Annotated in this window: 23 protein-coding genes and 1 riboswitch; of the genes, 6 read left to right on the top strand and 17 right to left on the bottom strand. The window is 74.3% G+C overall.

The genetic code is table 11. The features are described 5' to 3' along the window. The 13 genes from cobA to ACFYL6_RS02495 form a co-directional block, all read right to left on the bottom strand. The gene (gene cobA, locus ACFYL6_RS02555) at positions 1–1,635 is read right to left on the bottom strand and encodes a uroporphyrinogen-III C-methyltransferase (RefSeq protein WP_387166400.1); all 1,635 of its coding nucleotides are present in this window, start codon (positions 1,633–1,635) and stop codon (positions 1–3) included. Continuing rightward, entirely contained in the window at positions 1,632–2,228 is a 597-nt protein-coding gene (locus ACFYL6_RS02550; protein ID WP_387166398.1) for a precorrin-8X methylmutase, read from the bottom strand. The genes cobA and ACFYL6_RS02550 overlap by 4 nt, the downstream gene beginning before the upstream one ends. Further along, positions 2,225–2,422: a DUF362 domain-containing protein gene (locus ACFYL6_RS02545; RefSeq protein ID WP_387166396.1), complete on the bottom strand. Its 198-nt coding sequence runs from the start codon at positions 2,420–2,422 to the stop codon at positions 2,225–2,227. The genes ACFYL6_RS02550 and ACFYL6_RS02545 overlap by 4 nt, the downstream gene beginning before the upstream one ends. Then, positions 2,410–4,137: a precorrin-3B C(17)-methyltransferase gene (cobJ, locus tag ACFYL6_RS02540; protein ID WP_387166394.1), complete on the bottom strand. Its 1,728-nt coding sequence runs from the start codon at positions 4,135–4,137 to the stop codon at positions 2,410–2,412. The genes ACFYL6_RS02545 and cobJ overlap by 13 nt, the downstream gene beginning before the upstream one ends. Continuing rightward, on the bottom strand, positions 4,134–5,423 hold the full coding sequence (gene cbiE / locus ACFYL6_RS02535) for a precorrin-6y C5,15-methyltransferase (decarboxylating) subunit CbiE (RefSeq protein WP_387166392.1): 1,290 nt from the start codon (positions 5,421–5,423) through the stop codon (positions 4,134–4,136). The genes cobJ and cbiE overlap by 4 nt, the downstream gene beginning before the upstream one ends. Next, on the bottom strand, positions 5,411–6,562 hold the full coding sequence (locus ACFYL6_RS02530; RefSeq protein WP_387166390.1) for a cobalt-precorrin-5B (C(1))-methyltransferase: 1,152 nt from the start codon (positions 6,560–6,562) through the stop codon (positions 5,411–5,413). Before ACFYL6_RS02530 ends, cbiE begins: the two co-directional genes overlap by 13 nt. Beyond that, entirely contained in the window at positions 6,559–7,392 is an 834-nt protein-coding gene (gene cobM / locus ACFYL6_RS02525) for a precorrin-4 C(11)-methyltransferase (RefSeq protein ID WP_387166388.1), read from the bottom strand. Before cobM ends, ACFYL6_RS02530 begins: the two co-directional genes overlap by 4 nt. After that, the gene (cobI, locus tag ACFYL6_RS02520) at positions 7,389–8,216 is read right to left on the bottom strand and encodes a precorrin-2 C(20)-methyltransferase (protein ID WP_387166386.1); all 828 of its coding nucleotides are present in this window, start codon (positions 8,214–8,216) and stop codon (positions 7,389–7,391) included. The genes cobM and cobI overlap by 4 nt, the downstream gene beginning before the upstream one ends. After that, positions 8,213–9,568 (bottom strand): cobyrinate a,c-diamide synthase, encoded by a 1,356-nt coding sequence (locus tag ACFYL6_RS02515; RefSeq protein WP_387166384.1) that lies wholly within the window; start codon positions 9,566–9,568, stop codon positions 8,213–8,215. Before ACFYL6_RS02515 ends, cobI begins: the two co-directional genes overlap by 4 nt. Beyond that, complete coding sequence (cobO, locus tag ACFYL6_RS02510) at positions 9,562–10,173, bottom strand: cob(I)yrinic acid a,c-diamide adenosyltransferase (protein WP_112624358.1); 612 nt, start codon at positions 10,171–10,173, stop codon at positions 9,562–9,564. The genes ACFYL6_RS02515 and cobO overlap by 7 nt, the downstream gene beginning before the upstream one ends. An 87-nt stretch (positions 10,174–10,260) precedes the next feature. Beyond that, a complete protein-coding gene (locus ACFYL6_RS02505; protein WP_387166382.1) occupies positions 10,261–12,534 on the bottom strand; it encodes a VWA domain-containing protein in 2,274 nt (757 codons plus the stop codon). Beyond that, entirely contained in the window at positions 12,531–16,199 is a 3,669-nt protein-coding gene (gene cobN / locus ACFYL6_RS02500; protein ID WP_387166380.1) for a cobaltochelatase subunit CobN, read from the bottom strand. The genes ACFYL6_RS02505 and cobN overlap by 4 nt, the downstream gene beginning before the upstream one ends. A gap of 334 nt (positions 16,200–16,533) precedes the next feature. Beyond that, positions 16,534–16,663, bottom strand: a riboswitch (cobalamin riboswitch). A 262-nt stretch (positions 16,664–16,925) separates the two neighbouring features. Next, the gene (locus tag ACFYL6_RS02495; protein ID WP_387166378.1) at positions 16,926–17,201 is read right to left on the bottom strand and encodes a hypothetical protein; all 276 of its coding nucleotides are present in this window, start codon (positions 17,199–17,201) and stop codon (positions 16,926–16,928) included. Positions 17,202–17,412: 211 nt separating this feature from the next. Here ACFYL6_RS02495 and ACFYL6_RS02490 point away from each other — a divergent pair, with 211 nt between their 5' ends. Beyond that, positions 17,413–18,246: a DUF5919 domain-containing protein gene (locus ACFYL6_RS02490; protein ID WP_387166376.1), complete on the top strand. Its 834-nt coding sequence runs from the start codon at positions 17,413–17,415 to the stop codon at positions 18,244–18,246. Beyond that, on the top strand, positions 18,243–19,052 hold the full coding sequence (locus tag ACFYL6_RS02485; protein WP_387166374.1) for an inositol monophosphatase family protein: 810 nt from the start codon (positions 18,243–18,245) through the stop codon (positions 19,050–19,052). Before ACFYL6_RS02490 ends, ACFYL6_RS02485 begins: the two co-directional genes overlap by 4 nt. 39 nt (positions 19,053–19,091) lie before the next feature. On the opposite strand, the gene ACFYL6_RS02480 is transcribed toward ACFYL6_RS02485, so the two are convergent. Next, positions 19,092–19,427: a hypothetical protein gene (locus ACFYL6_RS02480; RefSeq protein WP_387166372.1), complete on the bottom strand. Its 336-nt coding sequence runs from the start codon at positions 19,425–19,427 to the stop codon at positions 19,092–19,094. 127 nt (positions 19,428–19,554) lie between these two features. Between ACFYL6_RS02480 and ACFYL6_RS02475 the strand changes: the two genes are divergently transcribed. Then, positions 19,555–20,136, top strand: a complete 582-nt coding sequence (locus tag ACFYL6_RS02475) for an RNA polymerase sigma factor (protein WP_387166370.1) — start codon at positions 19,555–19,557, stop codon at positions 20,134–20,136. Continuing rightward, complete coding sequence (locus ACFYL6_RS02470) at positions 20,129–20,839, top strand: hypothetical protein (protein WP_387166368.1); 711 nt, start codon at positions 20,129–20,131, stop codon at positions 20,837–20,839. The genes ACFYL6_RS02475 and ACFYL6_RS02470 overlap by 8 nt, the downstream gene beginning before the upstream one ends. Here ACFYL6_RS02470 and ACFYL6_RS02465 read toward each other — a convergent pair. Continuing rightward, positions 20,776–21,195: a hypothetical protein gene (locus ACFYL6_RS02465; RefSeq protein ID WP_387166366.1), complete on the bottom strand. Its 420-nt coding sequence runs from the start codon at positions 21,193–21,195 to the stop codon at positions 20,776–20,778. The two genes, ACFYL6_RS02470 and ACFYL6_RS02465, sit on opposite strands and share 64 nt — an antisense overlap. A 1-nt stretch (position 21,196) precedes the next feature. Between ACFYL6_RS02465 and ACFYL6_RS02460 the strand changes: the two genes are divergently transcribed. Together ACFYL6_RS02460 and ACFYL6_RS02455 are read left to right on the top strand one after the other, a co-directional pair. Next, complete coding sequence (locus ACFYL6_RS02460) at positions 21,197–21,478, top strand: hypothetical protein (RefSeq protein ID WP_387166364.1); 282 nt, start codon at positions 21,197–21,199, stop codon at positions 21,476–21,478. Positions 21,479–21,509: 31 nt separating this feature from the next. Continuing rightward, positions 21,510–22,178: a hypothetical protein gene (locus ACFYL6_RS02455; protein ID WP_387166362.1), complete on the top strand. Its 669-nt coding sequence runs from the start codon at positions 21,510–21,512 to the stop codon at positions 22,176–22,178. A gap of 115 nt (positions 22,179–22,293) precedes the next feature. Here ACFYL6_RS02455 and ACFYL6_RS02450 read toward each other — a convergent pair whose 3' ends face one another. Then, on the bottom strand, positions 22,294–23,190 hold the full coding sequence (locus tag ACFYL6_RS02450) for an aldo/keto reductase (protein WP_387166360.1): 897 nt from the start codon (positions 23,188–23,190) through the stop codon (positions 22,294–22,296). A gap of 73 nt (positions 23,191–23,263) precedes the next feature. Beyond that, on the bottom strand, positions 23,264–24,526 hold the full coding sequence (locus tag ACFYL6_RS02445) for an MFS transporter (protein ID WP_387166358.1): 1,263 nt from the start codon (positions 24,524–24,526) through the stop codon (positions 23,264–23,266). Positions 24,527–24,538: the final 12 nt, after the last annotated feature.

Below are 24,538 nucleotides of genomic sequence, written 5' to 3'. Positions count from 1 at the left end.
TCATCCCGTCGGTCCGGTGGTGGTGAGGGCCACCACCGGGCCGAGGACGAAGACAGCGGGTGGGGCGACGCCCTCCCGGGCGGCGACGGCGCCGATCTCGTCCAGCCGGGCTGGCACCGACCGCTGGTCGGGCAGCCCGGCGTCCTGCACCGCCAGCACCGGGGTCTCCGGGGCGCGACCGTGCTCGATCAGCACGGACGCGATCTTGGCGATGGTGTCGACGGCCATCAGCAGCACGACGGTGCCCCGGGCCCGGGCCAACGCCGCCCAGTCGACGAGCGAGTCGGGGTGCCCGGGCGGCAGGTGCCCGGACACCACGGTGACGTCGTGCGCCACGCCCCGGTGCGTCACCGGCACGCCGGCGAGCGCCGGTGCGGCGAGCGCGCTGCTCACCCCGGGGACCACCGTCACCGGCACGCCGGCCGCCGCACACGCCTGTACCTCCTCGTGGCCGCGCCCGAAGACGTACGGGTCGCCGCCCTTGAGCCGGACCACCCGGCGACCGGCGCGGGCGTGTGACACGAGGGCCTCGTTGATCGCCTCCTGGGCCATCGACGGGCCACGGGGCACCTTCGCGGCGTCGACCACCAGCACGTCGGGGCGCAGCCCGGCGAGCAGCCCCTGCGGGGCGAGTCGGTCGACCACCACGACGTCCGCCGCGTCGAGCAGCGCCTTTCCGCGTACCGTGATCAGGTCGTCGGGCCCCGGCCCGCCGCCGACCACGGCGACCGAACCGTGGTCGTGGTCGTGGTCGTGGTGTGCGTGGTCGTGCCCGTGGTGGTGGCCGACCGGGTCGTCGGGGTGGTCGTGCGGGCGTTGCGGACGACCCACCTTGTCGGCGAACCCGGGCATCAACACCCGGTACGCGCAGGTGTCGCAGTTCATCCGGATGTCCCCGCCCAGCGCCTCCGCGTACCGCTCGAGAACGAGGTCGGCGAGGGCGTCACAGTCGCCGATCACCTCGGCGACGCGGACGTCCAGGTCGGGGTGGGCGGCGGCGAACTCCGCCGACTGGGCGACGATCCGATCGGGCAGCACCCCGGCGAACAGGAAGTACGGTGCCACCACGATCCGCCGCGCGCCGAGGCGGCGCAACCGCTCCAGCACGGCCGGCACCGACGGTTGCGCCAGGGAGATGAACCCCGGCTCCACGCCCGCGTAGCCGCGCCCCTCCCAGAGCAGCCGGGCGACCTTGGCGACCTCGGCGTTGGCGTCCGGGTCGGTGGACCCCCGCCCGATCAACGCCACCCACGTGTCGGCCCGGTCGGCACCGGCCAGGGCCGCGTCGATGCGTTGTTCGAGGGCTTCGTGCAGCAGCGGGTGCGGGCCGAGCGGGCGGCCGTAGCGGTAGCCCAGCCCGGGGTGGCGCTGCTGTTCCCGGGCCATCGCGGCCGGGATGTCGCCCTTGCCGTGGCCGGCGCCGGTGAGCACCAGCGGCAGCGCCACCAGTGCCCGGTGCCCGCGGGCGACGAGCGCGCCGACCGCGTCGGTCAGCGGTGGGCGGGACAGCTCGATGAAGCCGCCCTCGACGTCCCCGATGGCACCGCGACCGCGGACCCGCTCGACGAGAGCGGCGAACTGCTCGACCCCGGCCGCGCTGCGCGTACCGTGCCCGACGATGACCAACCCGGTCATGACTTCTCCTCGACGTAGAGCAGGGCGTTGAGGGCGGCGGCGGCGACCGCCGAGCCACCCTTCTCCCCCACGTTGGACACGGCGGGCAGGCCGCTGGCCCGCAGCGCCGCCTTCGACTCGGCGGCGCCCACGAAGCCGACCGGCAGGCCGACGACGAGCGCCGGTGCGGCGTCCAGGGTGAGCAGTTCGACGAGCGCGGTGGGCGCGCAGCCGACCACCCAGACCGCCCCGGGCCCGACCCGTTCAAGGGCGATCCGGACGGCCGCCGCCGAGCGGGTGATGCCGGCCGAGCGGGCCAGGACGGCGGCGGCCGGCTCGGCGACCGGGCAGACCAGTTCCAGGCCGGCCCGGGTGATGCCGGCGGCGACCATCGCCACGTCGGTGACCACCGGCGCCCCGGCGCACAACGCGGCCAGCCCCGACTCCAGGGCCGCCTCGTCGCACACCAGCTCGTCAACGTACGCGAGGTCGGCGCTGGCGTGCACCACCCGCTCGGTCACCGCTCGGCTCAGCGGCGGCAGGTACGACAGGTCGACGCGCTCGCGCAGGATGCGGTACGACTCGACCTCGATGGGGTGCACCACCCGGCTCATCGGGTTCCTCCAACCGCGTCGGGCTCGACGACGCGGATCGCGTCGACCGGGCAGATCTCCAGGCACTCCAGGCAGCCGGTGCACCGGTCGGCGCGGACCGTGAGGCCACCGGCGACCGGGCGGATCGCGTGCGTGGGGCAGGTGAGCAGGCAGGCGCCGCAGCCCTGGCACGCGTCGATCGTCACGAGCGCCACCGATACCCCCGGGGTGTGACCATCCGGCCGGCGACCAGCCGGGTGTCGCTGCTGCCGACGACCACGACGCTGTACATGTCGACGATGGCCGGGTCGAGCGTGGCCAGGGTCGCGAGGTGCACCCGTTCGCCGGGGCGGCTGGCGTTGCGCACCACGCCCACCGGGGTGTCCGGTGGTCGGTGCGCGGCGAGGATGCCGAGCGCCTTGCCGAGCTGCCAGTCGCGGGCCCGGCTGCGCGGGTTGTAGAAGAGCGTCACGAAGTCACCCTCGGCGGCGGCGGTCACCCGCCGTTCGATGACGTCCCACGGGGTGTGCAGATCGGACAGGCTCAGGTAGGCGTGGTCGTGGCCGAGCGGCGCGCCGAGCAGCGCCCCGGCAGCGAGGGCGGCGGTGACGCCGGGCACGCCCACCACGTCGATCCGCTCGTCGGCGTACTCCAGGGCGGGGCTGGCCATCGCGTACACCCCGGCGTCGCCGGAACCGATCAGCGCGACCGCCCGGCCGGCGGCGGCCTCGGCGACGGCGGCGCGTGCCCGCGCCTCCTCCGCGCCCAGCCCGCTGGAGAGCACCCGCGTTCCCGGGCGGAGCACGTCGCGGACCTGCTCCAGGTACTGGTCCAGGCCGACCACCACGGCGGCGCGACGCAGCTCGGCCACCGCGCGGGGGGTGCGCAGGTCGGCGGCGCCCGGCCCGAGGCCGACGACGGCCAGCCGGCCGCGTGGCGCGTGCCGGGCCACCGCCACCGTGGCCATCGCCGTCGCGGTCTTCCCCACCAGCAGCGTCGCGTCGTCGGCCCGGCCGTCCGGGCCGAGCAGGGCCGCGGCCTCCGCCACGCTCGGCGTGCCGACCGCGGCGCGGACCACCTCGCTGGGGTGCGGCACGTCGACCGCCGCCAGCCGCGCCGCCGGCCAGGTCACCAGGGGTACGCCGAGCGCGTCGACGGTGCTGCGGATGCCCGCCTCGTCGGCCTTGATGTCGGCGGTGGCCAGGCAGCGCAGGCTCGCCGGGTCGAGGCCGGCCTCGGCCAGCACCCGGTGCAGCAGCTCCGCCACCTCGGCGGCGGGTACGCCCCGACTCGCCCCGACGCCGGCGACAAGCGACGGCGGCCGCAGCACGGCGGTCCGCTCGTCGGGTGACACGACCCGGTCGGTCACCAGCAGTCGGTACCCGTCGTCCGTCGAGTCCTCGGCGGCGGCGCGCACGTTCGGGGGCAGGGCGGGCAGTGGCCAGTCGGCGTCGGCGATCAGCCGGACCGGCTCGCCGTCCAGGATGGCCCGGGACACTGCGGCAACCGCGCCCTGGACCGGCCAGCCGAGGGTGTCCAGCCCTGGCAGGTCGACCGCGTCGGTGGCGGTGGTGATCACCGGTCGGGCGTCCAGCAGGGCGGCGACCCGCTCGGCGAGGGCGTTGCCCCCACCGGCGTGCCCACCGAGCAGTGCCACGGCGTGCCGGGCCGCCTCGTCGACGACCACCACCGCCGGGTCGGTGCGCTTGTCGTCGAGCAGCGGCGCGACGATCCGCACCACCGCCCCGGCGGCCAGGAACGCGATCACCGCGTCACACCCGGCCCAGGCGGTCCGCAGCGCGTCGGCGACGGTCTCCCCCTCGACCAGCCGGGCGTGCGGCCATGCGGCGGCCAGGGTGTCGGCGTGCCGGCGGCCGGCGGCGGTGGCCGCCACCAGGCCGATCCGGGCGGGCGGGTTCTGGTCGGTCACTGGCGCTCCCCGGTGAGGACGACCACCGGGTTGGTGGCCGCGAGGCGGATCGACCCGCCGGGCAGGTCGGCGAGGCGGGCGGCGGAGAGCTGGCTGCCCTCGACCGTGTAGCCGGCGGCGCGCAGCAGACCCACGGCCGGTGCGACCCGGTCCAGTGCGGCCAGGGTGAGCACCACCCGCTCGGGTCGGCGGGCCACCACGGCGGTGAGGACGTCGACGCCGCCACCGCCGACGAACACCGCGTCGGGCTCGGGGAGGTCGGCCAGCGCCGCCGGGGCCCGGCCGGTGACCAGCCGGACGTGCACGGCGTGCGCGGCGGCGTTGGCCCGGATGGTCGCGCCGGCCTCGGGGTCCTGTTCGACGGCGAGGACTGCCGCGCCGAGCAGCGCGCACTCGATGCCGACCGAGCCGCTGCCCGCGCCGACGTCCCAGACCAGCCGGCCCAGTCGGGGACGCAGCCGGGCGACGACGAGGGCGCGCACCTCCGACTTCGTGATCATGGAGTCGCGGTGGGCGTACCGGTCCTCCGGCAGCGCCCAGCCGCCGGCCGGCGCGGCGGCGGGCTGGTTGTCGGCGCGCATGCCGCCGGCCCTGCCCAGACCGGTCGCGGCGTCCGCGGGCCCGGCGGGCGCGGCGTCGGCGAGGCTGAGCAGGACGTGCGGGTCGGCCCAGGTCTCGGCGGCGGCCTGTTCGGGGGTCACCGCGCGAACCCGTTCGTCGGCGGTGCCCAGGTGCTCGGCGACCAGCAGGCGGCGGGACCAGCCGATCAGGCCGGCGCCCAGCTCGGCCGCGCCGGCGCCGGGCGCGGTGAGCACCGCGACCAGCGGCAGCGCCCGGCAGGCGTTCAGGGCTGCTCTTGGGTCGCGCCCGTGCGCGGTGACCACGGCGGCGCCGTCCCAGGGCAGCCCGGCGCGGGCGAACGCGGCGGCCACACTGGACACCGCCGGCACCACCCGCAGCGGCAGCCCGGCCGCGCGCAGCCGCCGGACGATGCCGAACAGGCCGGGATCACCGCTGGCCAGCACCACGGCCGGCACCCCGGCGTCAACGGCCTCGGCGAGGCGGTGCAGGGCGGGGGCGAGCGGCCCGAGGGTGATGGTGTCCGCGCCGGCCGGTACGGGCACCGCGGCCAGGTGCCGGGCGGCCCCGACCACCAGCCCGGCGGTGGCCAGCACCGGTGCGAGCGCGGGGTGCGGCGGCGCGCCCGCCGCGTCCAGGCCGACCACGGTCACGGGGCTCATCGGCGTCACCGAGGCACCCGACTCCACCGGCGTCACCGGGGCCACCGGCCGGACGAGGCGACGACGTGTGCTCCGGCGAAGTCGACCATCGCCACGTCCACGGTGACCGTCGGCCCGGCGAATCGCCGCAGCACCTGACGGACCCGCTGACAGAGCAGGTCCCCGGCCGGTGCCAGCAGCCCGGCGGCCTCCCACAGCTCGTACGCGTGCCGTCCGGTGTTCGCCTCGGTCACGGCGGCGACCAGCGACGGGTCACCGCCGGCCTCGGCGGTCACGGCGCCGAGCAGGGAGAGGTCCACCTTGGAGCGGGTGTAGTGGGTCATCAGGATGCCGGCCGCGAGTTTGGCGAGCTTGCCGGCCATGCCGACGAAGACCACCCCGGTCATCGCGTCACCCACGGCGGCGGTCACGGCCGCTCCGGTGAAGTCGCCGACCTCGACGAAGCAGACCTCGGGCAGGTCGGGCAGGAGCGCGCGGGCGGCCCGCTCGGTACGCCCGCCGGTGCAGAGCACCACGGTCCGCTCGCCCTGGGCGGCCATCACGTGCACGGCCTGCACGACGCTGGCCCGCCACGACGCGGTGGAGAAGGGGCGGACGATCCCGGTGGTGCCGAGGATCGAGATCCCGCCGAGGATGCCGAGTCGACGGTTGGTGGTCTTGCGGGCCATGATCTCGCCCCTGGGCACGCTGATCACCACCCGGACTCCGACCTCGCTGAGGTCGACCACCTCCGCGACCGCCTCGCCGATCATCCGGCGGGGGGTGTCGTTGATCGCCGGGCCGCCGACCGCGAGCCCGAGGCCCGGCTTGGTGACCGTGCCGACGCCGGCACCGCCGGCGAGCCGCAGGCCGGGGGCGTCGGTCCAGTCCACGGTGGCGGTCAGCTCGGCGCCGTGGGTGACGTCCGGGTCGTCCCCGGCGTCCTTGACCACCACCGCCTCGGCGCGCACCGGCGGGCTGCCTGTCACCTCGCAGCGTTCCACCGGGAAGCGCACCCGGCGTCCGGCGGGCAGGCCGATCTCCACCTCCTGCTGTGTGCTGCCGGTGACCAGCGCGGTGACCGCGGCCTTGGCCGCCGCCGTCGCGCACGCGCCGGTGGTCCAGCCGGTGCGCAGCGCGGTGGGCCGGACCTTCGCGGTACGCGGCAGGTCCGGCTCGCGCAGCGGCGGCTCGGCGTACGTCATGGTGTGGCTGTCCCCCCGGTGCGGGCGCTGGCCTGGCGGCGCAGCTCGGCGCGGGCGGCCGGCTCGGCCCGACGGAAGGTGTGGAAGTGCCCGGGGTGGTAGAGGTGCGAGCGGGTGCCCTCGGCGGCGAGGGCCGGCCCGACCAGGAACAGGGTGTGCTTCCACAGCTTGTGCTGCTTGACCGTCGCCTCCAGGGTGCCGACCGTGCAGCGCACCACCAGTTCGTCGGGCCAGGTGGCCTGGTACGCCACCACGGCCGGGGTGTCCTCCGGGTAGCCGCCGGCCAGTAGCTCGGCCTGGACCTGCCCGGAGCGGGCGGCGGATAGGAACAGCGCCATTGTGGTGCCGTGTCGGGCGAAGTCGCGGACCCGCTCACCGGGCGGCATCGGGGTCTTGCCGCCTTCGAGGCGGGTGAGGATCACCGACTGGGCCACCTCGGGCACGGTCAGCTCCCGTCCGACGATCGCCGCGACGGCGGTGAACGAGGACACCCCGGGCACGATCTCGACGGCCAGGTCGAGCGCCCGGCACAGGTCCAGCTGTTCCTGCACCGCGCCCCACAGCGCCGGGTCTCCGGAGTGGATCCGGGCCACGGTCAGCCCCTGCTCGGCGGCGCGCCGGTAGAGCGGCAGCACACCCTCGATGGGCAGCTGCGACGAGTCGACGATCTCCGCGCCGGGGCGGGCGTGGTCGAGCACGTCGGCGTGCACCAGGCTGGCCGCCCAGATCACGATGTCCGCCTCGGCGATGACCCGGGCGGCCCGCAGGGTCAGCAGGTCCGCCGCCCCCGGGCCGGCGCCGACGAACCACACCTTGCCGTCGCTGGTCACAGCTTTCCTCCTCGGTGCTCGCGGCGGGCCGGAACCAGCAGCGTCGACAAATACGGCAGGTCGTGCTCGGTGTCGTCGACCGGCCCGATCCGTTCACCGGGTAACCCCAGGCTGCGGCCGAGCACGGCGTCGGCGAGGCGACCCTGCCGGCGTAGCTCGGCGAGCAGTTCCGGGTGCCGCCGCCAGCCCTTGTAGGCGACCACGGTGCCCGGCCCGGCGAGGGCGTCGGCGAAGAGCGCCAGGCCGGCGGTGGCCGGCAGCAGGGTGAGCGGTTCGCGTCCCTCGCAGAGCGGGGTGCCGCTGCGGGCCGCCAGCTCCTGCATGGCGGTGACGCCGGGCACGGTCGCCACCCGCACCGCCGGGCGCAGCGCGCGGACGCTCTGGGCCAGGTACCCGAAGGTGGAGTAGACGTTGGGGTCGCCGATGGTGGCGAACGTCAGCGACCGCGCGCCCGCGTCGATCGCCTCGACCACCACCCGGGCGGCGTCGTCCCAGGCCGCCGCCCGGCGCGCGGTCACCCCACCCCGGTCGTCGAGAGCGAACGGCAGCCGGCGCAGCCGGTCCGCCGGCACGTACTCCCGGACGGTCGCCTCGGCCCGCCCGGCCTCCGCGCCCGGCGGCGTCGCACCGGCCGTCGCGGTGGGCGCGACCCGGTCCGCCATCACGGGTACGAAGACCACGTCGGCCTCGCGCAGGATCCGCACGGCCTTGACGGTGAGCAGTTCCGGGTCACCCGGCCCGACACCGACGCCGGTCAGCGTGGCGTCGGCGGGAGACACGTCGGCGGTCGGCCGCGCGTGGGCGCGCTGCGTGTCGGCGCTCATCGGCACGCCTCGACCAGCCGGCGGGCCGCGTCCGGGTGACCGGCCCAGTGGGTGTGCAGGTAGGACGCGTGCACCCGCCCGGCGACGAAGCCGTGCTCGGCGTCGTTCCAGCGCCACGCCGGCGCCTCGCCGTGCCCGGGGTCGGTGGTGGTGCGGTGGAACTCGTGGCCGCGTACCGCCTCGCCGGCACGCGCCACCGGGGAGCCGGTGACGGCCCGGGCCTCCCGGTAGCCGAGGGTGAGCCGGTCGGTCATCCGGGCGGTCAGGTCCAGCCGACCGCACATCGGTACGCCGTCCAGGGACCGCCCGAGGTAGAGCAGCCCGGCGCACTCGGCCACGATCGGCCCGTCGAAGTCGGCCAGCTCGGCGCGGAGCGCGGTGTTGTCGGCAAGCGTCTGGGCGTACGCCTCGGGGAAGCCGCCGCCGATCACCACCGCCCGGGTGCCGGTGGGCAGCGCCGGGTCGCGCAGCGGGTCGACGGTGACGACGTCCGCGCCGGCCGCGGCGAGCAGTTCGGCGGTCTCCGCGTACGAGAAGGTGAAAGCCGGACCACCGGCGAGCGCGACCCGTGGTCGCTCGACACCGGCCGGCCCGCCGACGGCGGCGACCGGGTCCCACGCCGGGGTGGTCAGCGGCGGGGCGGTGCGGGCCAGGTCGAGCACGGCGTCGAGGTCCACGGTGGCCTCGACCAGCTCGGCGAGCGCGGTGACGATCGCGACGGATTCGGGTGCCCGCTCGGCGACCGGCACCAACCCGAGGTGCCGGGCGGGCGCGGCCACCTCGGCGGCGCGGGTGACCGCCCCGAGCACCGGTACGCCCACCTCGGCGAGGGCGTCGCGCAGCAGCGCCTCGTGCCGGGGTGAGCCGACCCGGTTGAGGATCACCCCGCCGATCCGTACCGCCGGGTCGAACGCGGCCATGCCGAGGGTGAGCGCGGCGGCCGACCGGCCCTGCGCGGTGGTGTCCAACACCAGCAGCACGGGCGCCTCGATCAGCCGGGCGACGTGCGCGGTGGAGGCGTAGTCGCGGCGGCCCACCGCGCCGTCGTGCAGGCCCATGACGCCCTCGACCACGGCGATGTCGGCGGGCGTGGGGACGCTCGCGCCGTGTCGCAGCAGGGCGGCGATCCGGTCGGCCCCGACCAGGAACGGGTCGAGGTTGCGCCCGGGTCGCCCGGCGGCGAGGGCGTGGTAGCCGGGGTCGATGTAGTCGGGGCCGACCTTGTGCGGGCTGACCGTCAGGCCCCGACGACGCAGCGCGGCGAGCAGCCCGGTGGCCACAGTCGTCTTGCCGTGGCCGCTGGCCGGGGCGGCGACCACCACCCGGGGCAGTGCCAAGTGCGCGCTCACCACTCGATGCCCTTCTGGCCCTTCTGGCCGGCGTCCATCGGGTGCTTGACCTTGGTCAGCTCGGCGACCAGATCAGCGGCGGCGACCAGCCGCGGGTCGGCGTCCCGGCCGGTGATCACGACGTGTTGGAAGCCGGGCCGGTCGGCCAGCGTGGCGACCACCTCGTCGACGTCCACCCAGCCCCACTTCATCGGGTAGGTGAACTCGTCCAGCACGTACAGCCCGTAGCGCTCGGCGGCCAGGTCACGCTGGATCTGCCGCCAGCCCTCCAGGGCGTCGGCGGCGTGGTCGGCGTCGCCGCCGCGCTGGATCCAGGACCAGCCCTCGCCCATCTTGTGCCAGGCCACCGGCGCGCCCTGGCCGGTGCGCTCGTGCACCTCGCCGAGCGCCCGGAACGCGTTCTCCTCCCCCACCCGCCACTTGGCGCTCTTGACGAACTGGAACACCCCGACCGGCAGACCGGCCGTCCAGGCCCGCAACGCCAACCCGAAGGCCGCCGTCGACTTCCCCTTCATCTGTCCGGTATGGACGATCAGCAGTGGCCGGTGGCGCCGCTGCCGGGTCGTCAACCCGTCAGCGGGCACGTTGCTCGGTTGTCCCTGCGGCATCAGCCCGTCCCCCGTCCCGCGAGCACTCCCGCGCCCATCTCTTCCGCGATCTTGCGGTTTCTGTTGGTCATCTGCGTACTTCGCCCTTTATGCCGCGACCGAAAGTGCATGATCGCGGGGGTGGGTGAGGGCTTCCAGGGGGGTTCGGGGGGCGTTCAGCTGGGTGGCCAGGCGGGCGGCCAGGTGCAGGCGGACGGGGCCGGACTCGCAGTCGACGACCACGCACGGGGCGCCGGTCGCCGCCAGGACCGCTGCCGCTGCGGCCGCCCGGTCGAGCGGACGGGTGCCGGCGGTGGCCCGGCCGTCGGTGACGATGAGGACCAGCGGGCGGCGCTTCGGGTCGCGCAGGCGTTCCACCCGCAACAGGTCCGCGGCGGCGAGCAGCCCTTCGGCCAGCGGCGTACGCCCGCCGGTGGGCAACTCGGCCAGGCGGGTCGAGGCGGCCAGTACCGACGAGGTCGCCGGCAGCAGGGTCCGGGCGCCGGCACCCCGGAACGCGATGACCGCGACCTTGTCCCGCCGCTGGTACGCGTCGGTGAGCAGGGCGAGCACCGCGTCCTTCACGGTGGTCATCCGCTGCCGGGCGCCCATCGAGCCGCTCGCGTCCACCACGAACAGCACCAGGTTGCCCTCGCGCCCCTCGCGAACCGCCTCGCGCAGGTCGTCCCGGCGCAGTCGCAGCGGACCGGTGAGCCGGCCCCGCGCCGCCTGGTGTGGCGCGGCGGCGCGGATCGTGGCCGGCAGGTGCAGCGCGCCGACCCGGCCCGCCGGCACCCGGGCGCCGGTGGTGCGGCCCCGCCCGGTGCGGGCCCGCGACCGTCGGCCCGGCACCCCGTCACCCAGGCCGGGCGCGGTGAGTACCCGCGCCTTCAACCCACCCCGGGGTACGGCCACCGGCTGCGACTCTCCACTGCGGGTCGGGTCGTCGTCACCTGTCGCCGATTCCTGGCCGCCGCGCGGGCGCGCGTTCGGGCCGTCGCCGCCCCGGTCGTCCGCCGAGCGCTGCGGCCACCCGTCGTCGTCCCGGGCGCCGGTCTGGCGCTGCGGCCAGCCGTCGGCACCGACCGGGCCGTCGGCGCGTCCGTCCGGGTCAGCGCCGTCACGCGCCGCCGAGTCCCCGGCCGACCCGGGTTCGTCCTGCTCGACGCCGTCGCCGCCGCCCTGCCGGCCGCCGCCAGTCGGGCCACCGCCAGTCGGGCCGCCGCCGTTCGGGCCGCCGTCACCGGCCGGGCCACCGCCGTCGGGGCCACGGTCGTCGGGGCCGGCGTCGTCCGGGTCGTCGGGGTGGGCGTCCTGGGCGCGTTGCAACGCCTCGTCGAGGCGCTTCTCGTCCAGCCCCGGGGTGTCGAACGGATCGCGGCGGCGGCGGTGCGGCAGGGCCAGGCGGGCGGCCACCCGGACGTCGTCGATGGTGACCCGGTCCCGGCCGTGCCAGGCGGCGTGCGCGAGGGCGGTCCGGGCGGTGACGATGTCTGCCCGCATCCCGTCCACGTCGAACGCCGCGCACACCTCGGCGATCTGCCGCAACGCGGCGTCCGGGAGTCGTACCCCGGGAAGTCGGCGGCGAGCGGCGGCCACCTGGCCGGCGATCTCCGCGTCGGCGTCGGCCCAGCGGGCCGCGAAGCCGACCGGGTCGGCGTCGGCGGCCAGCCGGCGGCGGACCACCTCGACCCGGACCTCCGGGTCCCGGCTGGCACCCACCTCCACGGTGAGCCCGAACCGGTCGAGAAGCTGCGGCCGCAGCTCACCCTCCTCCGGGTTCATCGTGCCGACCAGCAGGAACCGGGCCGCGTGGCTGACCGAGACGCCCTCCCGCTCGACGTGGCTACGACCCATCGCCGCCGCGTCGAGCAGCAGGTCGACGAGGTGGTCGTGCAGCAGGTTGACCTCGTCGACGTAGAGCACACCCCGGTGCGCGGCGGCGAGCAGACCCGGCTCGAAGGCGCGTACCCCCTCGCCGATCGCCTTCTCCAGGTCCAGTGCGCCGACCACCCGGTCCTCGGCGGCGCCCACCGGCAGCTCGACGAGACGGGCCGGACGGGTCTCGGCGGCCGAGTCGGCCGGGTGCGGGCCGTCCGGGCAGGCCGGGTCGGGCTCGGCCGGGTCGCAGCCGAACCGGCAGCCGGCCACCCGGCGCACCGGGGGCAGCAGCGCGGCGAGCGCCCGCACGGCGGTGGACTTGGCGGTGCCCTTCTCGCCCCGGACCAGCACCCCGCCGATCGCCGGAGAGACCGCGTTGAGCAGCAACGCCAGTCGCATGTCGGCCATGCCGAGCACCGCACTGAACGGGTAAATCGTCACTGCGCCTTCTTTCGTTCGCGACTGCGGGGCTCGCAAAACCGGCTCACTCCTCGCGCTCACACCCGGTCCTCCAGGTCGCCCTCGCTGGCCAGGTACGTGTCGCGCAGCCGGTCGAGGGTGGCCGGCTCCGGCTTGGCCCACAGCCCCCGGTCGGCGGCCTCCAACAGCCGCTCGGTGATGCCGCGCAACGCCCACGGGTTGGACTGCTCCAGGAACTCCCGGGTGGTCTCGTCGAAGAGGTACGCGGCGGCCAGGTGCTCGTACATCCAGTCGTCGACCACGCCGGCGGTGGCGTCGTAGCCGAACAGGTAGTCCACTGTGGCCGCCAACTCGAAGGCACCCTTGTAGCCGTGCCGGCGCATCGCGGCGATCCACTTCGGGTTGACCACCCGGGCCCGGAACACCCGCCGGGTCTCCTCACCCAGGGTGCGGGTGCGCACGTCGTGCGGCATCGCCGAGTCACCCACGTACGCCTGCGGTGACGTGCCGGTGAGGTGGCGGACCATCGCCACCATCCCGCCGTGGTACTGGAAGTAGTCGTCGGAGTCGACGATGTCGTGCTCACGGGTGTCCTGGTTCTTCACCGCCACCGCGATCCGGGAGAACGAGCGCTCCATGTCGGCGCGCGCCTCCCGCCCGTCCAGGCCCCGGCCGTACGCGTAGCCGCCCCACACCGCGTACACCTCGGCCAGGTCGGCGTCGCTGCGCCAGGTCCGGGCGTCGATCAGGGGCAGCAGCCCCGCGCCGTACGCGCCGGGCTTGGAGCCGAAGATCCGGGCGGTGGCCCGCCGCTCGTCGCCGTGCTCGGCGAGGTCGGCGGCGACGTGCGCCCGCAGGTAGTTCTCCTCGTCCGGCTCGTCCAGGGCGGCCACCCGCCGGACGGCATCGTCGAGCAGCGCCACGACGTGCGGGAACGCGTCCCGGAAGAAGCCGGAGATGCGCACGGTGACGTCGACACGCGGCCGGCCCAGCTCGGCGGTCGACACCACCTCGATGCCGGTGACCCGCCGGGACCGGTCGTCCCACACCGGCCGGCAGCCCAGCAGCGCGAGCACCTCGGCGATGTCGTCGCCCTGCGTCCGCATGGCGCTGGTGCCCCACACGGTCAACCCCACCGAGCGGGGGTACGCGCCGGTGTCGGCGAGGTGCCGGGCCAACAGCGAGTCGGCGAGTGCCACCCCGACGTCCCAGGCGTTGCGGCTGGGGATGGCCTTCGGGTCGACGGAGTAGAAGTTGCGGCCGGTGGGCAGCACGTTGACCAGACCCCGGGTGGGTGAGCCGGACGGGCCGGGCGGCACGAACCTCCCGTCCAGCGCCCCGAGGGTGTGGGTCAGCTCGTCGGTGGTCCGGTCCAGTCGGGGTACCAGCTCGGTGGCGGCGAAGTGCAGCACCGCGGCGACGTCCGGGATCGACTGGCCGGTCACCTCGGTCACCACGGCGTCGACCGCGTCCACGGCCCAGTCCAGGGTCTCCATGCCGACAACCAGCCGCCGCGCGAGGGCCTCGATGAGGTCGATCGCGTCGGCGGCGGTGCCGGCCGGCCCGTCCACCACGTCGGTCAGCGCCGCAGGCAGCGCCAGTCGCTGTCCCGGCGCCGCGAGCAGTTCCTGCTCGTCGAGGGAGTACGCGACGGCGAGGGCCTGCCGCAGGCCGGGCAGGGCCCGGGCGCCGCCCCAGATCTGCGGGGCGCGCAGCACCGCGAGGACGAGGTTGACCCGTGGCTCGCCGGTGGGCGCGTCGGCGAGGATGTGCAGCCCGTCGCGGATCTGCACGTCCTTGACCTCGCACAGGTACCCGTCGAGGTGCAGCACGAAGTCGTCGAAGTCGTCCGCGTCGGGCATCGCCTCGGCGTGCAGGTCGTGGTGCAGTTCGGCGGCGCGTACCAGGTCCCAGATCTGGGCCCGCACGGTGGGCACCTTGGCCGGGTCGAGGGCCTGCACGGTCGCGTACTCGTCGAGCAGTTGCTCCAGTTTGGCCAGGTCGCCGTAGGTCTCGGCGCGGGCCATCGGCGGGACGAGGTGGTCGACGACCACGGCGTGCGCCCGCCGCTTGGCCTGGGTGCCCTCGCCGGGGTCGTTGACGATGAACGGGTACACCAGCGGCAGGTCGCCGAGGACGGCGTCGGGCGCGCAGTCGGCGGCCAGGCCGAGGCCCTTGCCGGGCAGCCACTCCAGGGTGCCGTGCTTGCCCAGGTGCACCACGGCGTCCGCGCCGAAGCCGCCGTCCGCGACGGGCGCGGTCAACCAGCGGTACGCGGCCAGGTAGTGGTGGCTGGGCGGCAGGTCCGGGTCGTGGTAGATGGCGATCGGGTTCTCCCCGAAACCGCGGGGCGGCTGGATCAGCAGCACCACGTTGCCGAAGCGCAGCCCGGCGAGCACGATGTCGCCGCCCTCGGTGTACAGCTCGCCCGGCGGCTCACCCCAGTGCTCCCGCATCCGCTCGCGCAGCTCGGCGGGGACCTGGTCGAACCAGCGCCGGTACGTCTGCCCCGGTATCCGGGCCTCGGCGGCGGCCAACTGCTCCGGGGTGAGCCACTCCACGTCGTGGCCACCGGCCGCGATCAGCGCGTGGATCAGCGCGTCGCCGTCGTCGGGCGGTGGCGCGTCACCCAGGTCGTAGCCGGCCTCGGCCAGCGCGGCGAACAGCCGGACCGCCGAGGCCGGGGTGTCCAACCCGACGGCGTTACCGACCCGGGAGTGCTTGGTGGGGTACGAGCTGAGCACCACGGCGACCCGCTTGTCGGCGTGCGGCACGTACCGCAGCCGGGCGTGACGCACGGCGATCCCGGCGACCCGGGCGGCCCGCTCGGCGTCGGCGGCGTAGACCGAGAGCCCGTCGGCGTCGATCTGCTTGAACGAGAACGGCACGGTGACGATCCGGCCGTCGAACTCGGGGATGGCGACCTGCATGGCGGCGTCCAACGGGGACAGTCCGGCGTCGCTGTCGGCCCACTGCGCGCGGGTGCTGGTGAGGCAGAGCGCCTGGATGACCGGCACGTCCAGGGCGGCCAGGGCGCCGACGTCCCAGGCGTCCTCGTCGCCGCCACCGGAGGCGTCCGCGGCGACCGCACCGCCGGCGGCGAGCACCGTGACGAGCAGCGCGTCACAGCGGGCGAAGAGCCCGAGTGGGCCGGCGCCCGCGGTCAGCCCCCGCAGCGAGCCGCAGAAGATCGGCAGCGGGTTGCCTCCGGCGTTGCGGACCGCGTCCGCGAGCACGTCGACGAAGCCGGTGTTGCCGGCGAGGGCGTGCGCCCGGTAGAAGACGATTCCCACGGTGGGCCGGTCCGGGTCGGCGGGGTGTTCGCCGTGCACGCCGTACGCCGGGGTGGGCGCTGGCGGGGCGAACCCCTCACCGGTGAGCAGCACCGTGTCGGAGAGGAACCTGGCCAACTGCCCCAGGTTGTCCGGGCCGCCCTCGACCAGGTACGCCAGCGCCTGGGTGACGACCCCGGACGGCACGGTGGAGATGGCCATCAGCTCCGCGTCGGGCAGTGCCTCGCCGCCGAGGACGACCGTCGGCACGCCGGTGCCGAGCACCGCGGCGAGGCCGTCCGGCCACGCCTGCCGACCGCCGAGCAGGCGTACGACGACGAGGGCGACCCCGTCGAGCAGGGCGGGCACCTCCTCGACGGTGACTCGGGCGGGGTTGGCCAACCGGTAGTCGGCACCGCTGGCGCGGGCGGCCAGCAGGTCGGTGTCGGCGGTGGACAGCAGCAGGATGCGCACGGTTGGCTCCGGAAAGTGACGTCCTGGGCCCCAACGGGGGCGACCGGGACGATGCGGGTGGGTACGGCGTCAGCCGGTACGACGGCCCGGGTGAACGACGCACCGACGCGGGCGTCGGGGCCGGTCAGCGGCGGGCGCTCGGCTCAGCGGTACCGGAAGCCAGCGACCTGGCGCACGCCCCCGCGGCCGGCCCGAGGCGCGCGGGCGCGGCCGGTTCCGGGCGCACTGCGGCGCCCTGCGCACAGGTTATGACGATGCTCGTCGATGAATGAGACGCCGTGCGTCATCGGGTCCTCCTCGGGTGTCCACGCCCTGGGGTACGTCCCGACGGCCGAAGTATCCTGGCTTCCGGATCGACGCTCTCCCCCGGCCTTCCAACCGCAGACACACGGCCGTGACTCACGAGGGGGGATCGCTCCCCGGTGACAGTGGCGGGACCGCGTCGGAATTGCACCGACTTCCTTCACTGCCGTCAGGCCGCGAATGCTGCCACACCGCCGCGCCGCCGGTCAACGCGGACCCCGACGTCGCCCGCCCACGCTCACCACATTGACCTGCGGAAATATCGCCGTACGGGTTGCCTCTCGCCGACGGCGGGCTGTTGATCTGGCTGGTCGGTGGCGACGTGCTCCCATGGCGGGGCAGTGTGTGGGCAACGTCCTTTGGAGCTGATGTCGTAGACGATTCAGCCCCGGGGGCATCGTCGACGACGCGGTCAGCCGTGGGTTACTCGTGCTCGGAGCGGTGCGGCCGACGGGTCAACGACAGCCAGCCGAGAAAGCGCGCGTGCAGCACGGCGAGGTCGGGGCGACCGCCGAGGCTGTACAAGTCGTGGATGGCCTCGTTCAGACAGGACGTCAGGTAGAGGGCCAGCGCCAGCGAGTGGCCGTAGAACTCGGCGACGAGGTCGAGTTGCGCGCGGGAGCACGGCCACGCGGCGGCGCAGTTGCGGCACAACCAGGCGGGACGCATGGGTAGGTGGGGACGGGACCGGAAACTCACACCACGAGCCTGCTCACCGCAACCGCCGCCATCCATCACAGCGCGTGATTCCTTGGCGGATAACTTTCTTCCGTCCTCCGGATGTCCTCCGGTGCTGCGATCCGACCACTGGATAGGCTGGCCATCACCCTCGGCGGGAAGGGAGCCATTCGTGAGCGTCCGGACAACCGCTGCGCTCACCATCCCCGACCTGTTGTGGCGCAGCACCGACATGCTCGATGCCCTGGCCGCCCGCGACGTCGCTCAGATATTTCGCCTTGTCCAGCGAGCCACCCACGCCAGCCAAACCACCCTCGGTGTCGCCACGGGTCTCAGCCAGGCTCAGGTCAGCGAGATCACCAGCGGTGCCCGCCGGGTCAGCAGCATCGACGTTCTCACCCGCATCTGCACCGGTCTGTCGATGCCGCGCCATGCACGGATGACGCTCCTGCTCGGGGAACTCGACCAGATGCCGGCCGAACGGGACGTCAGTGGCCCGCCGGCCGCGAAGACTGCGCAGAACCAGTGCGCCGATGTCACCGCGATCTATTCCAGCCGGTCAGATTTCGTGGCGGAACTGCCTCCGCACGTCCTCTTCGGCCGTGCCACGGACATCCGGGCGTCCGGCCTGTCGCTCAACCTCATTTGCCAGCAGTACGCCGACAACCGCCTCCTGAAGCTCCTCGCCGCTGGCACCCACCTCCGTTGTTTGTTCCTCGATCCGGCCGGTGAGGCGATCAGACGACACGAGCGTGAGGACAACTATCCGCAGGGACACCTGAGCGCTCTCACCGAACTCAACATCCAGAACCTGGCCGGCCGCATTCGCGACCGGCTCCCCGCAGGCGCCCGAGACCACCTCGCCATCGGCGTCTACGACGAGTCCGTTCGCGCCAACGTGCTTCTGATCGATGACCGGCTCTGCGTCGTCCAGCACTACCTGCCTCAGATGCGGGGCGTCGACTGCCCGACGATGGTCATCGAGCGCAGCGCCGGCCCGGCCGGCCTCTACCCGATTTTCGACGAGATGTTCAACTCGCTCTGGGATCGCAGCCGCCAGCTATGACCGACTACGCCCGCCTCCTTCCCCTCGCACAGGAGGCCGTCGACCTGGCGCACGAGCTGATGCGGACCCTTCAGCCCGGTGCGCTGACCTTCAAGGGTGACCGCGACATGGCTTCCGAGTTGGACTACGCCATCGAGCGGCGGGTTCGCGAGCATCTGGCCGCCAGGGCGCCCGGCATCGGTTTCCTCGGCGAGGAGTACGGCAGCAGCGGCGACAACAGCGGTCTCACCTGGGCACTTGACCCGGTCGACGGCACGGTCAACTTCATCCACGGCTCACCGCTGTGCGCGATCTCCCTCGGCCTCATCCACCGCGCCGAGGCCGTCCTAGGCGTCATCGACCTTCCCTTCCTCGACACCCGCTACCACGCCACCAGAGGACACGGCGCCTACGCCAACAACCGACTCATCCACGCCAGCGGGGTCACCGACCTCAAGGACGCCGTGGTGGCCATCGGCGACTACGCGGTCGGTAGTGAAGCCAGCCGGAAGAACACCGAACGACTTACCATCACCGAGCAGCTCACCCGGCACGTTCAACGAATACGCATGCACGGTTCCGCCGCAATCGACCTCGCCTGGTTGGCTCACGGCAGGATCGACGCGTTCATCATGCTCAACAACAAGCCGTGGGACACCGCCGCTGGCGTCATCGTCGCCCGGGAGGCTGGCGCCCTTGTCGTCGACATCGACGGCACGCCGCACAGCGTGGACGCTGTCGCCACGGTCGGCGGCAACGACCTGCTGCTGCCGCCCATTCTCACGCTCGTTCAGCGATCACTCGCGCGCGTGGAACCCGACTGCTGAATCACCCGACGCCCCGGTCATGATCCGCTGACTCGTGTCTCAGCGGGCGTGGCGTTCCGGGTGGGCGCGGCTCCAGGTCCGCATCCGCTCCGGATAACCGGTGCGCGCCGCCTCGTAGAGCGGCACGGCGTGCTTGCGGGCGATGGTCCCGGCCGCGCGGGGTGTCCCGGTACGGCGACGGATCCACTCGCCGTCGTGGGCGATCGCCACCACTGTGGTGTCCGTCGCGGTCGTCTCCGGCTCGAGGTAGAACTCCACCCCCTGCCGGGTGGCCACGAACGCCTCCAGCGCCGCGAGGTCGTCGCGGGTCGCCTCCCGGTCCAGCTTCGTCGGGGTCGCCCCGGCACCCCGCGAACGACGATTGAACCAGTTCATGCCCGCCCCTCTCCTCGACGCCCCTCCAGTGCAGCACCGATTCCTGGCAATACGCTGCACGCCGGGTGGGAGAGGGCTGACCTGCGCCGGTAAATCCGTGTGGAACCCGCGGCGGGTGGGCGGTGTCATGACTGTGATCCGAACGGAGGCTCCCCTGGACGACGAGGCGCTCGTCACCCGCGCTCGGGCAGGTGACCTGGAGGCGTACAACCTCCTGGTCGCCCGGCACACCGCGTCCGCGTACCGGACGGCGGTGCTGCTCGGCGCGGGCTCGGACTCCGAGGACGTCATCCAGGAGGCGTTCGTGAAGGCGTACCGCAAGCTGTCCCGTTATCGGGGTGAGTCGTCCTTCCGATCATGGCTGCTCGCGATCGTCGCCAACGAGACCCGCAACCTGCACCGGTCGCGGGGCCGGCGCGACGGGCTCGTCCTGCGGGCGGCGACCGCGAACCCGGCGTCCGAGATCGCCGAGGACGGGGCCGTCGGCGCGGTCCTCGCCGGGGAGCGCCGGGCCGCCCTGGTGGAGGCCCTGCGGCAACTGCCGGTACGGGACCGCGAGGTGATCGTCTGCCGGTACTTCCTCGATCTCACCGAGGAGGAGACGGTGGCGGCTCTGGGCTGGCCCCGGGGAACGGTGAAGTCGCGTACGTCCAGGGCGCTGGCGAAGCTTCGCAGCCTGCTCGACCGTGAGGAGGTCCGGCATGGGTGACCTCGAACGGGAACTGCGTGATCTCTCCGCCTGGCTGGAGACCCCCGAGCCGCCCGACGTGACCGCTCGCGTCCGCGCGCGGGTCGACCGGCCCACCCGCCGGTGGCGCTCGCTCGCCGTGGTCGCGCTCGTCGCCCTGATCGTGGCGGTGGTGCCACCGACCCGCGCCGCCATCGCCGACGCCGTCACGGGGCTGCTGCGCTTCGCCGGTGTCAGCATCGCCACCTCGCCCGCGCCGACGCTGCCCAGCGCAACTCCGTCCCCGTTGCCGGCGCAGCGGGCCGTCGCCCCGGACGAGGCGCAACGGTTGGTGCGGTTCCCGATCCGCCAACCGGCGACGCTGGGCCCGCCCGAGCGGGTGCTGGTCGCCGACCCGGACGAGACGGGCCGGTACCGTGTGGCGACCCTGCTCTACGCCGGGGGCGCGCTGCGCGTCGACGCGTTCGACGGTCGTCTCAATCTGGCCTTCCACAAGGAGGTCAGCTCGCCGGGAGTGGCCTGGGCCCACGTCAACGGCGACTTCGCCATCTGGGTGGACGGGCCACACGTCCTGTCGTACGTCGATCGCGCCGGACAGGTCCGCGAGGAGACCGCCCGACTCGCCGCCTCGACGCTCATCTGGGAGGAGGGCGACGTGACCTACCGGATCGAGGGCGCCCTCAGCCGGGCGGAGGCGGTCGGGATCGCCGAATCACTGCCGTAGGGAACCCGGCCGGTCCGGCCGGTGTCATGACGATGCGACGAGTCGTCGACGGGTACCGGAAGGGGCGAGATGGTTTCACGGGGCAGGTTGCTGCTGGCGGCATCGGTTCTGCTGGCGGGCTGCACGACCACGACCAGCGGTGGTTCGGCCGCGCCGACGAGCGGACGCACCACCGCATCGAGCGCGGCGACGTCGAGCGCAACCACGTCGAGCGCGGCGACGTCAACCACCACCGGGTCGAGCGCCGCGACGGGCTGCGGTTCGCGGGTCGAGACGGGTTCGCTGCCCGACTGGGCGGACGCCGGCTTCAGCGGGGACGCGCGGATACCGCACGTCTTCGGCGCGAAGGGCGACATCGTGGCCGTGTTGTTCGGCAATCCGCTGCGGCAGGCCCGCACGGACGGGTCGAACAACAAGATTCTCTGGGTGGCCCGCGCCGCCACGACCTCGCCCGACCCGACGGCACCGGCAACCCTGGTCATCACCGCGACCCTGGACGGCGCCGACACCCGGGTGAGCCGGGAGGTCGCCGGCGGTCCGGGCCCATCGATCATCGACCTGCCGCAGGCCGGGTGCTGGCACCTCGACCTGCGCTGGTCCGGGCACACCGACACCATGGACCTGGTGTACGCCCCCTGAGCCGGCGCTCGGGCCGCCTAGGCTTCCCGACGTGCCCACGGACGCTCGGGCGGCGGCGGCCCGCAACAACGCCGAATGGTGTGACATCGTCTGCGGCAGCCACGGGCTGGTCGGGCGTACCGACGACGAGGCCTGGTCGGTCCCCCGCCGGTCGCCACAGTGGTACCCGGACGCGGTCACCCTGCGACCCGGCGTCGACGCCGAGGTTCTGCTGGCGCGTATCGACGCGGGGCCCGGCGCGTCGGTGAAGGACAGCTTCGCCGACCTCGACCTGTCCGGGTACGGGTTCCGGGTGCTCTTCGACGCCCAGTGGATCCACCGCCCACCGACGGCAGCACCCGTCGACGCGCCGCTCACCCCGATCCGTACACCCGAGGGGTTGGCGGCCTGGGCGGCGGCACACGGCGGCGGCGAGCTGTTCCGCCCGGCGTTGCTGACCGACCCGCGGGTCCGGATTCTCGCCCGCCACGACGACCGGGGCGCGGTCACCGGCGGTGCGGTGCTCAACGGCGGCGACGGCCGGTACGGCGTCTCCAACCTGTTCACCCGCACCGCCGACCCCCGGACCATCTGGAACGGGGTGCGCGCCACCGTCCCCACCGCGTCGCTGCTCGGCTACGAGCCCAACCCCGACCTACCCCCGGCCCTGGACGCCGGCTTCCTCCCCACCGGCCCCCTCCGAGTCTGGCTCCACGACTGACCCCACCTCCGTTGATCATGAAGTTAGCGCCACGACACGCCGACAGCGGTGGCGATAACTTCATGATCAACGGCGGGGACGACCGGACGGCGGGGAGGGCGGAGGGCGGGGCGGGTCAGGGCAGGCGGGTTAGGTCTTCGGGGGTTAGGCGCAGGGCTGCGGCGGCGATGTTCTGCTCCAGGTGGGTGGGGTTTGCGGTGCCGGGGATGGCCAGCACGTGGGGGCCCTGGTGCAGGGTCCAGGCGAGGCGTACCTGCTGCGGGGTGACGCCGTGCGCGCGGGCGACCGCCTCGACGGCCTCGCCCTGCGCGGCGTTCGCGCCCGCCTCCCGCCCGGTGCCGGCCACCGCGAAGAACGGCACGTAGGCGATGCCCCGCTCACCGCAGAGCCGCACGAACGCGTCCTGCTCCCGGTAGGCGTCCACCCCGTAGTTGTTCTGCACACAGACCACCGGCGCGATGCCCGCCACCTCGTCCAGCTGCTCGGGCCGGACGTTGGAGAGCCCGAGGTGCCGGATCAGCCCGGCGGCCCGTAGCTCGGCGAGCGCGCCGAACCGATCGGCCAGCGGCACCGGGCCCGGCCCCCGGCCGAGGCGCAGGTTGACCACGTCGAGCTGGTCGCGGCCGAGCCGGCGGAGGTTCTCCTCCACCTGGGCCCGCAACTGCTCGGGGGTGTACGCCTCGGTGAAGCCCTCCTCCGGGTCGTACCCGAAACCGACCTTGGTGGCGATCACCAGATCCTCCGGGTACGGGGCGAGCGCCGCGCGGATCAACTCGGTGGCGTAGCGGGCCGGGCCGGTGCCGACGCGTAGGGTGCCGCCGGGCGAGACGTAGAACGCGGCCGTGTCGATGTGGTTGACGCCCAGCTCCACGGCGCGGCGCAGCAGGGCGACGGCCTGGTCGGGGTCGGGGTTCGCGGTGATCCGCATGGAGCCGAAGCCCATCCGGTGCACGGTGCGGTCGCCCAGGGTCCAGGTGCCCGCCGCGGCGGCGCTGATCTTGTCGGTTGGCATCGGGCGACCGTAACCAGCACGGGTGCGCGGCGCAGTCGGCCACGCACCCGATACCGCCCGACGGCGAGGTGGGTTAGTTTTTAACTACCGATGGAGCCGTCCCTGCCGGGTGCGGCGGACGCAGCACCGGCACCAGCAGCAGGGTCGGCAGCAGCAGTAACGGCACCGCCAGCAACGCGCGTAGGGTGCCGACCTCGTCGCCGATCAGCCCCAGCAACGGCGGGCCGCCGAGGAACGCGGTGTAGCCGATGACCGCGACCACGCTCACCCGCACCGCCGCGTGCGCCTCGTCGTCGGCCGCCGCGCTCATCCCGACCGGGAAGCCCAGCGACGCACCGAGGCCCCACAGCGCGACGCCGATGATGGCCACCGGCCCGGAGCCCGCCAGCACGGCCAGGCCGGCGCCGACCACGGCGAGCCCGATGGTGCCGCTGAGCACCGGCACCCGACCCCACCGGTCCAGCGCGATGGTGCCGGCGGTGCGCCCGACGGTCATGCCCACCACGAAGACGGCGAAGACCGCCGCGCCGGCCGCCTCGCTCAGGTCCCGTCCGTCGATGAACGCAACGGCCAACCAGTCGTTGGCGGCACCCTCGGTGAACGCCGCCACCAGCACGAACAGCCCGATCAGCAGGGTGCGCGGCTCCCGCCAGGCGGCGAGTTGCGCCCGGCGACGGGCGGCCGGGGTGGCGTCCGCCGGGTCGCCGGTGTGATCGCTGCCCACGGGCAGGAACGTGCGGGCGGCGAGTGCGGTGCCGGTCAACACGACCACCGCCACCGCGACTAGGTGCGCGCCGACCGACACGTCGAACCGGGCCGCCCCGGCGCCGAGCGCCGCTCCGGCCACCGAACCGAGGCTCCACCCGGCGTGGAAACGGGGCATGATCGTACGACCCAGCCGCCGTTCCACCGCCGCGCCCTCGACGTTCATCGCGACGTCGCAGGCGCCGGAGCCGTAGCCGAGGGCGACCAGGCCCAGGGCGACGATGGCGAACGACCCGCTCATCGTGGCGCCGAGCCCGGCCACGGTCAGGCCGACCGCGACCAGCACGGTGGCCATCGTGACGGTGCGGGCCGCGCCGAATCGCTGGGCGAGCAGGCCGGAGGTGGGCATGGCGAGCAGCGCGCCGACGCTCATCGCCAGCAGCAGCAACCCGAGTCGGCCGGCGGAGAGGTCCAACGCCTCACGGACCGCCGGGACGCGGGAGAACCAGCTGCCGACGGCCAGCCCGTTGAGGGTGAAGGTGACAGCGACGCCGTTGCGGGCGAGCCGCACCGTCCGCAGAGTCGGCGATGCGAAATCCGGGGCTACGGGTCGACTGGTGGGGGCGCTCACGAGGGTAGGTCC

It is taken from the genome of Micromonospora sp. NPDC007208 (assembly GCF_042869175.1).
GTDB lineage: Bacteria > Actinomycetota > Actinomycetes > Mycobacteriales > Micromonosporaceae > Micromonospora > Micromonospora foliorum.
The sequence above is the reverse complement of the archived record's forward strand: the minus strand, read 5'-3'. Positions and strand labels throughout refer to the sequence as shown.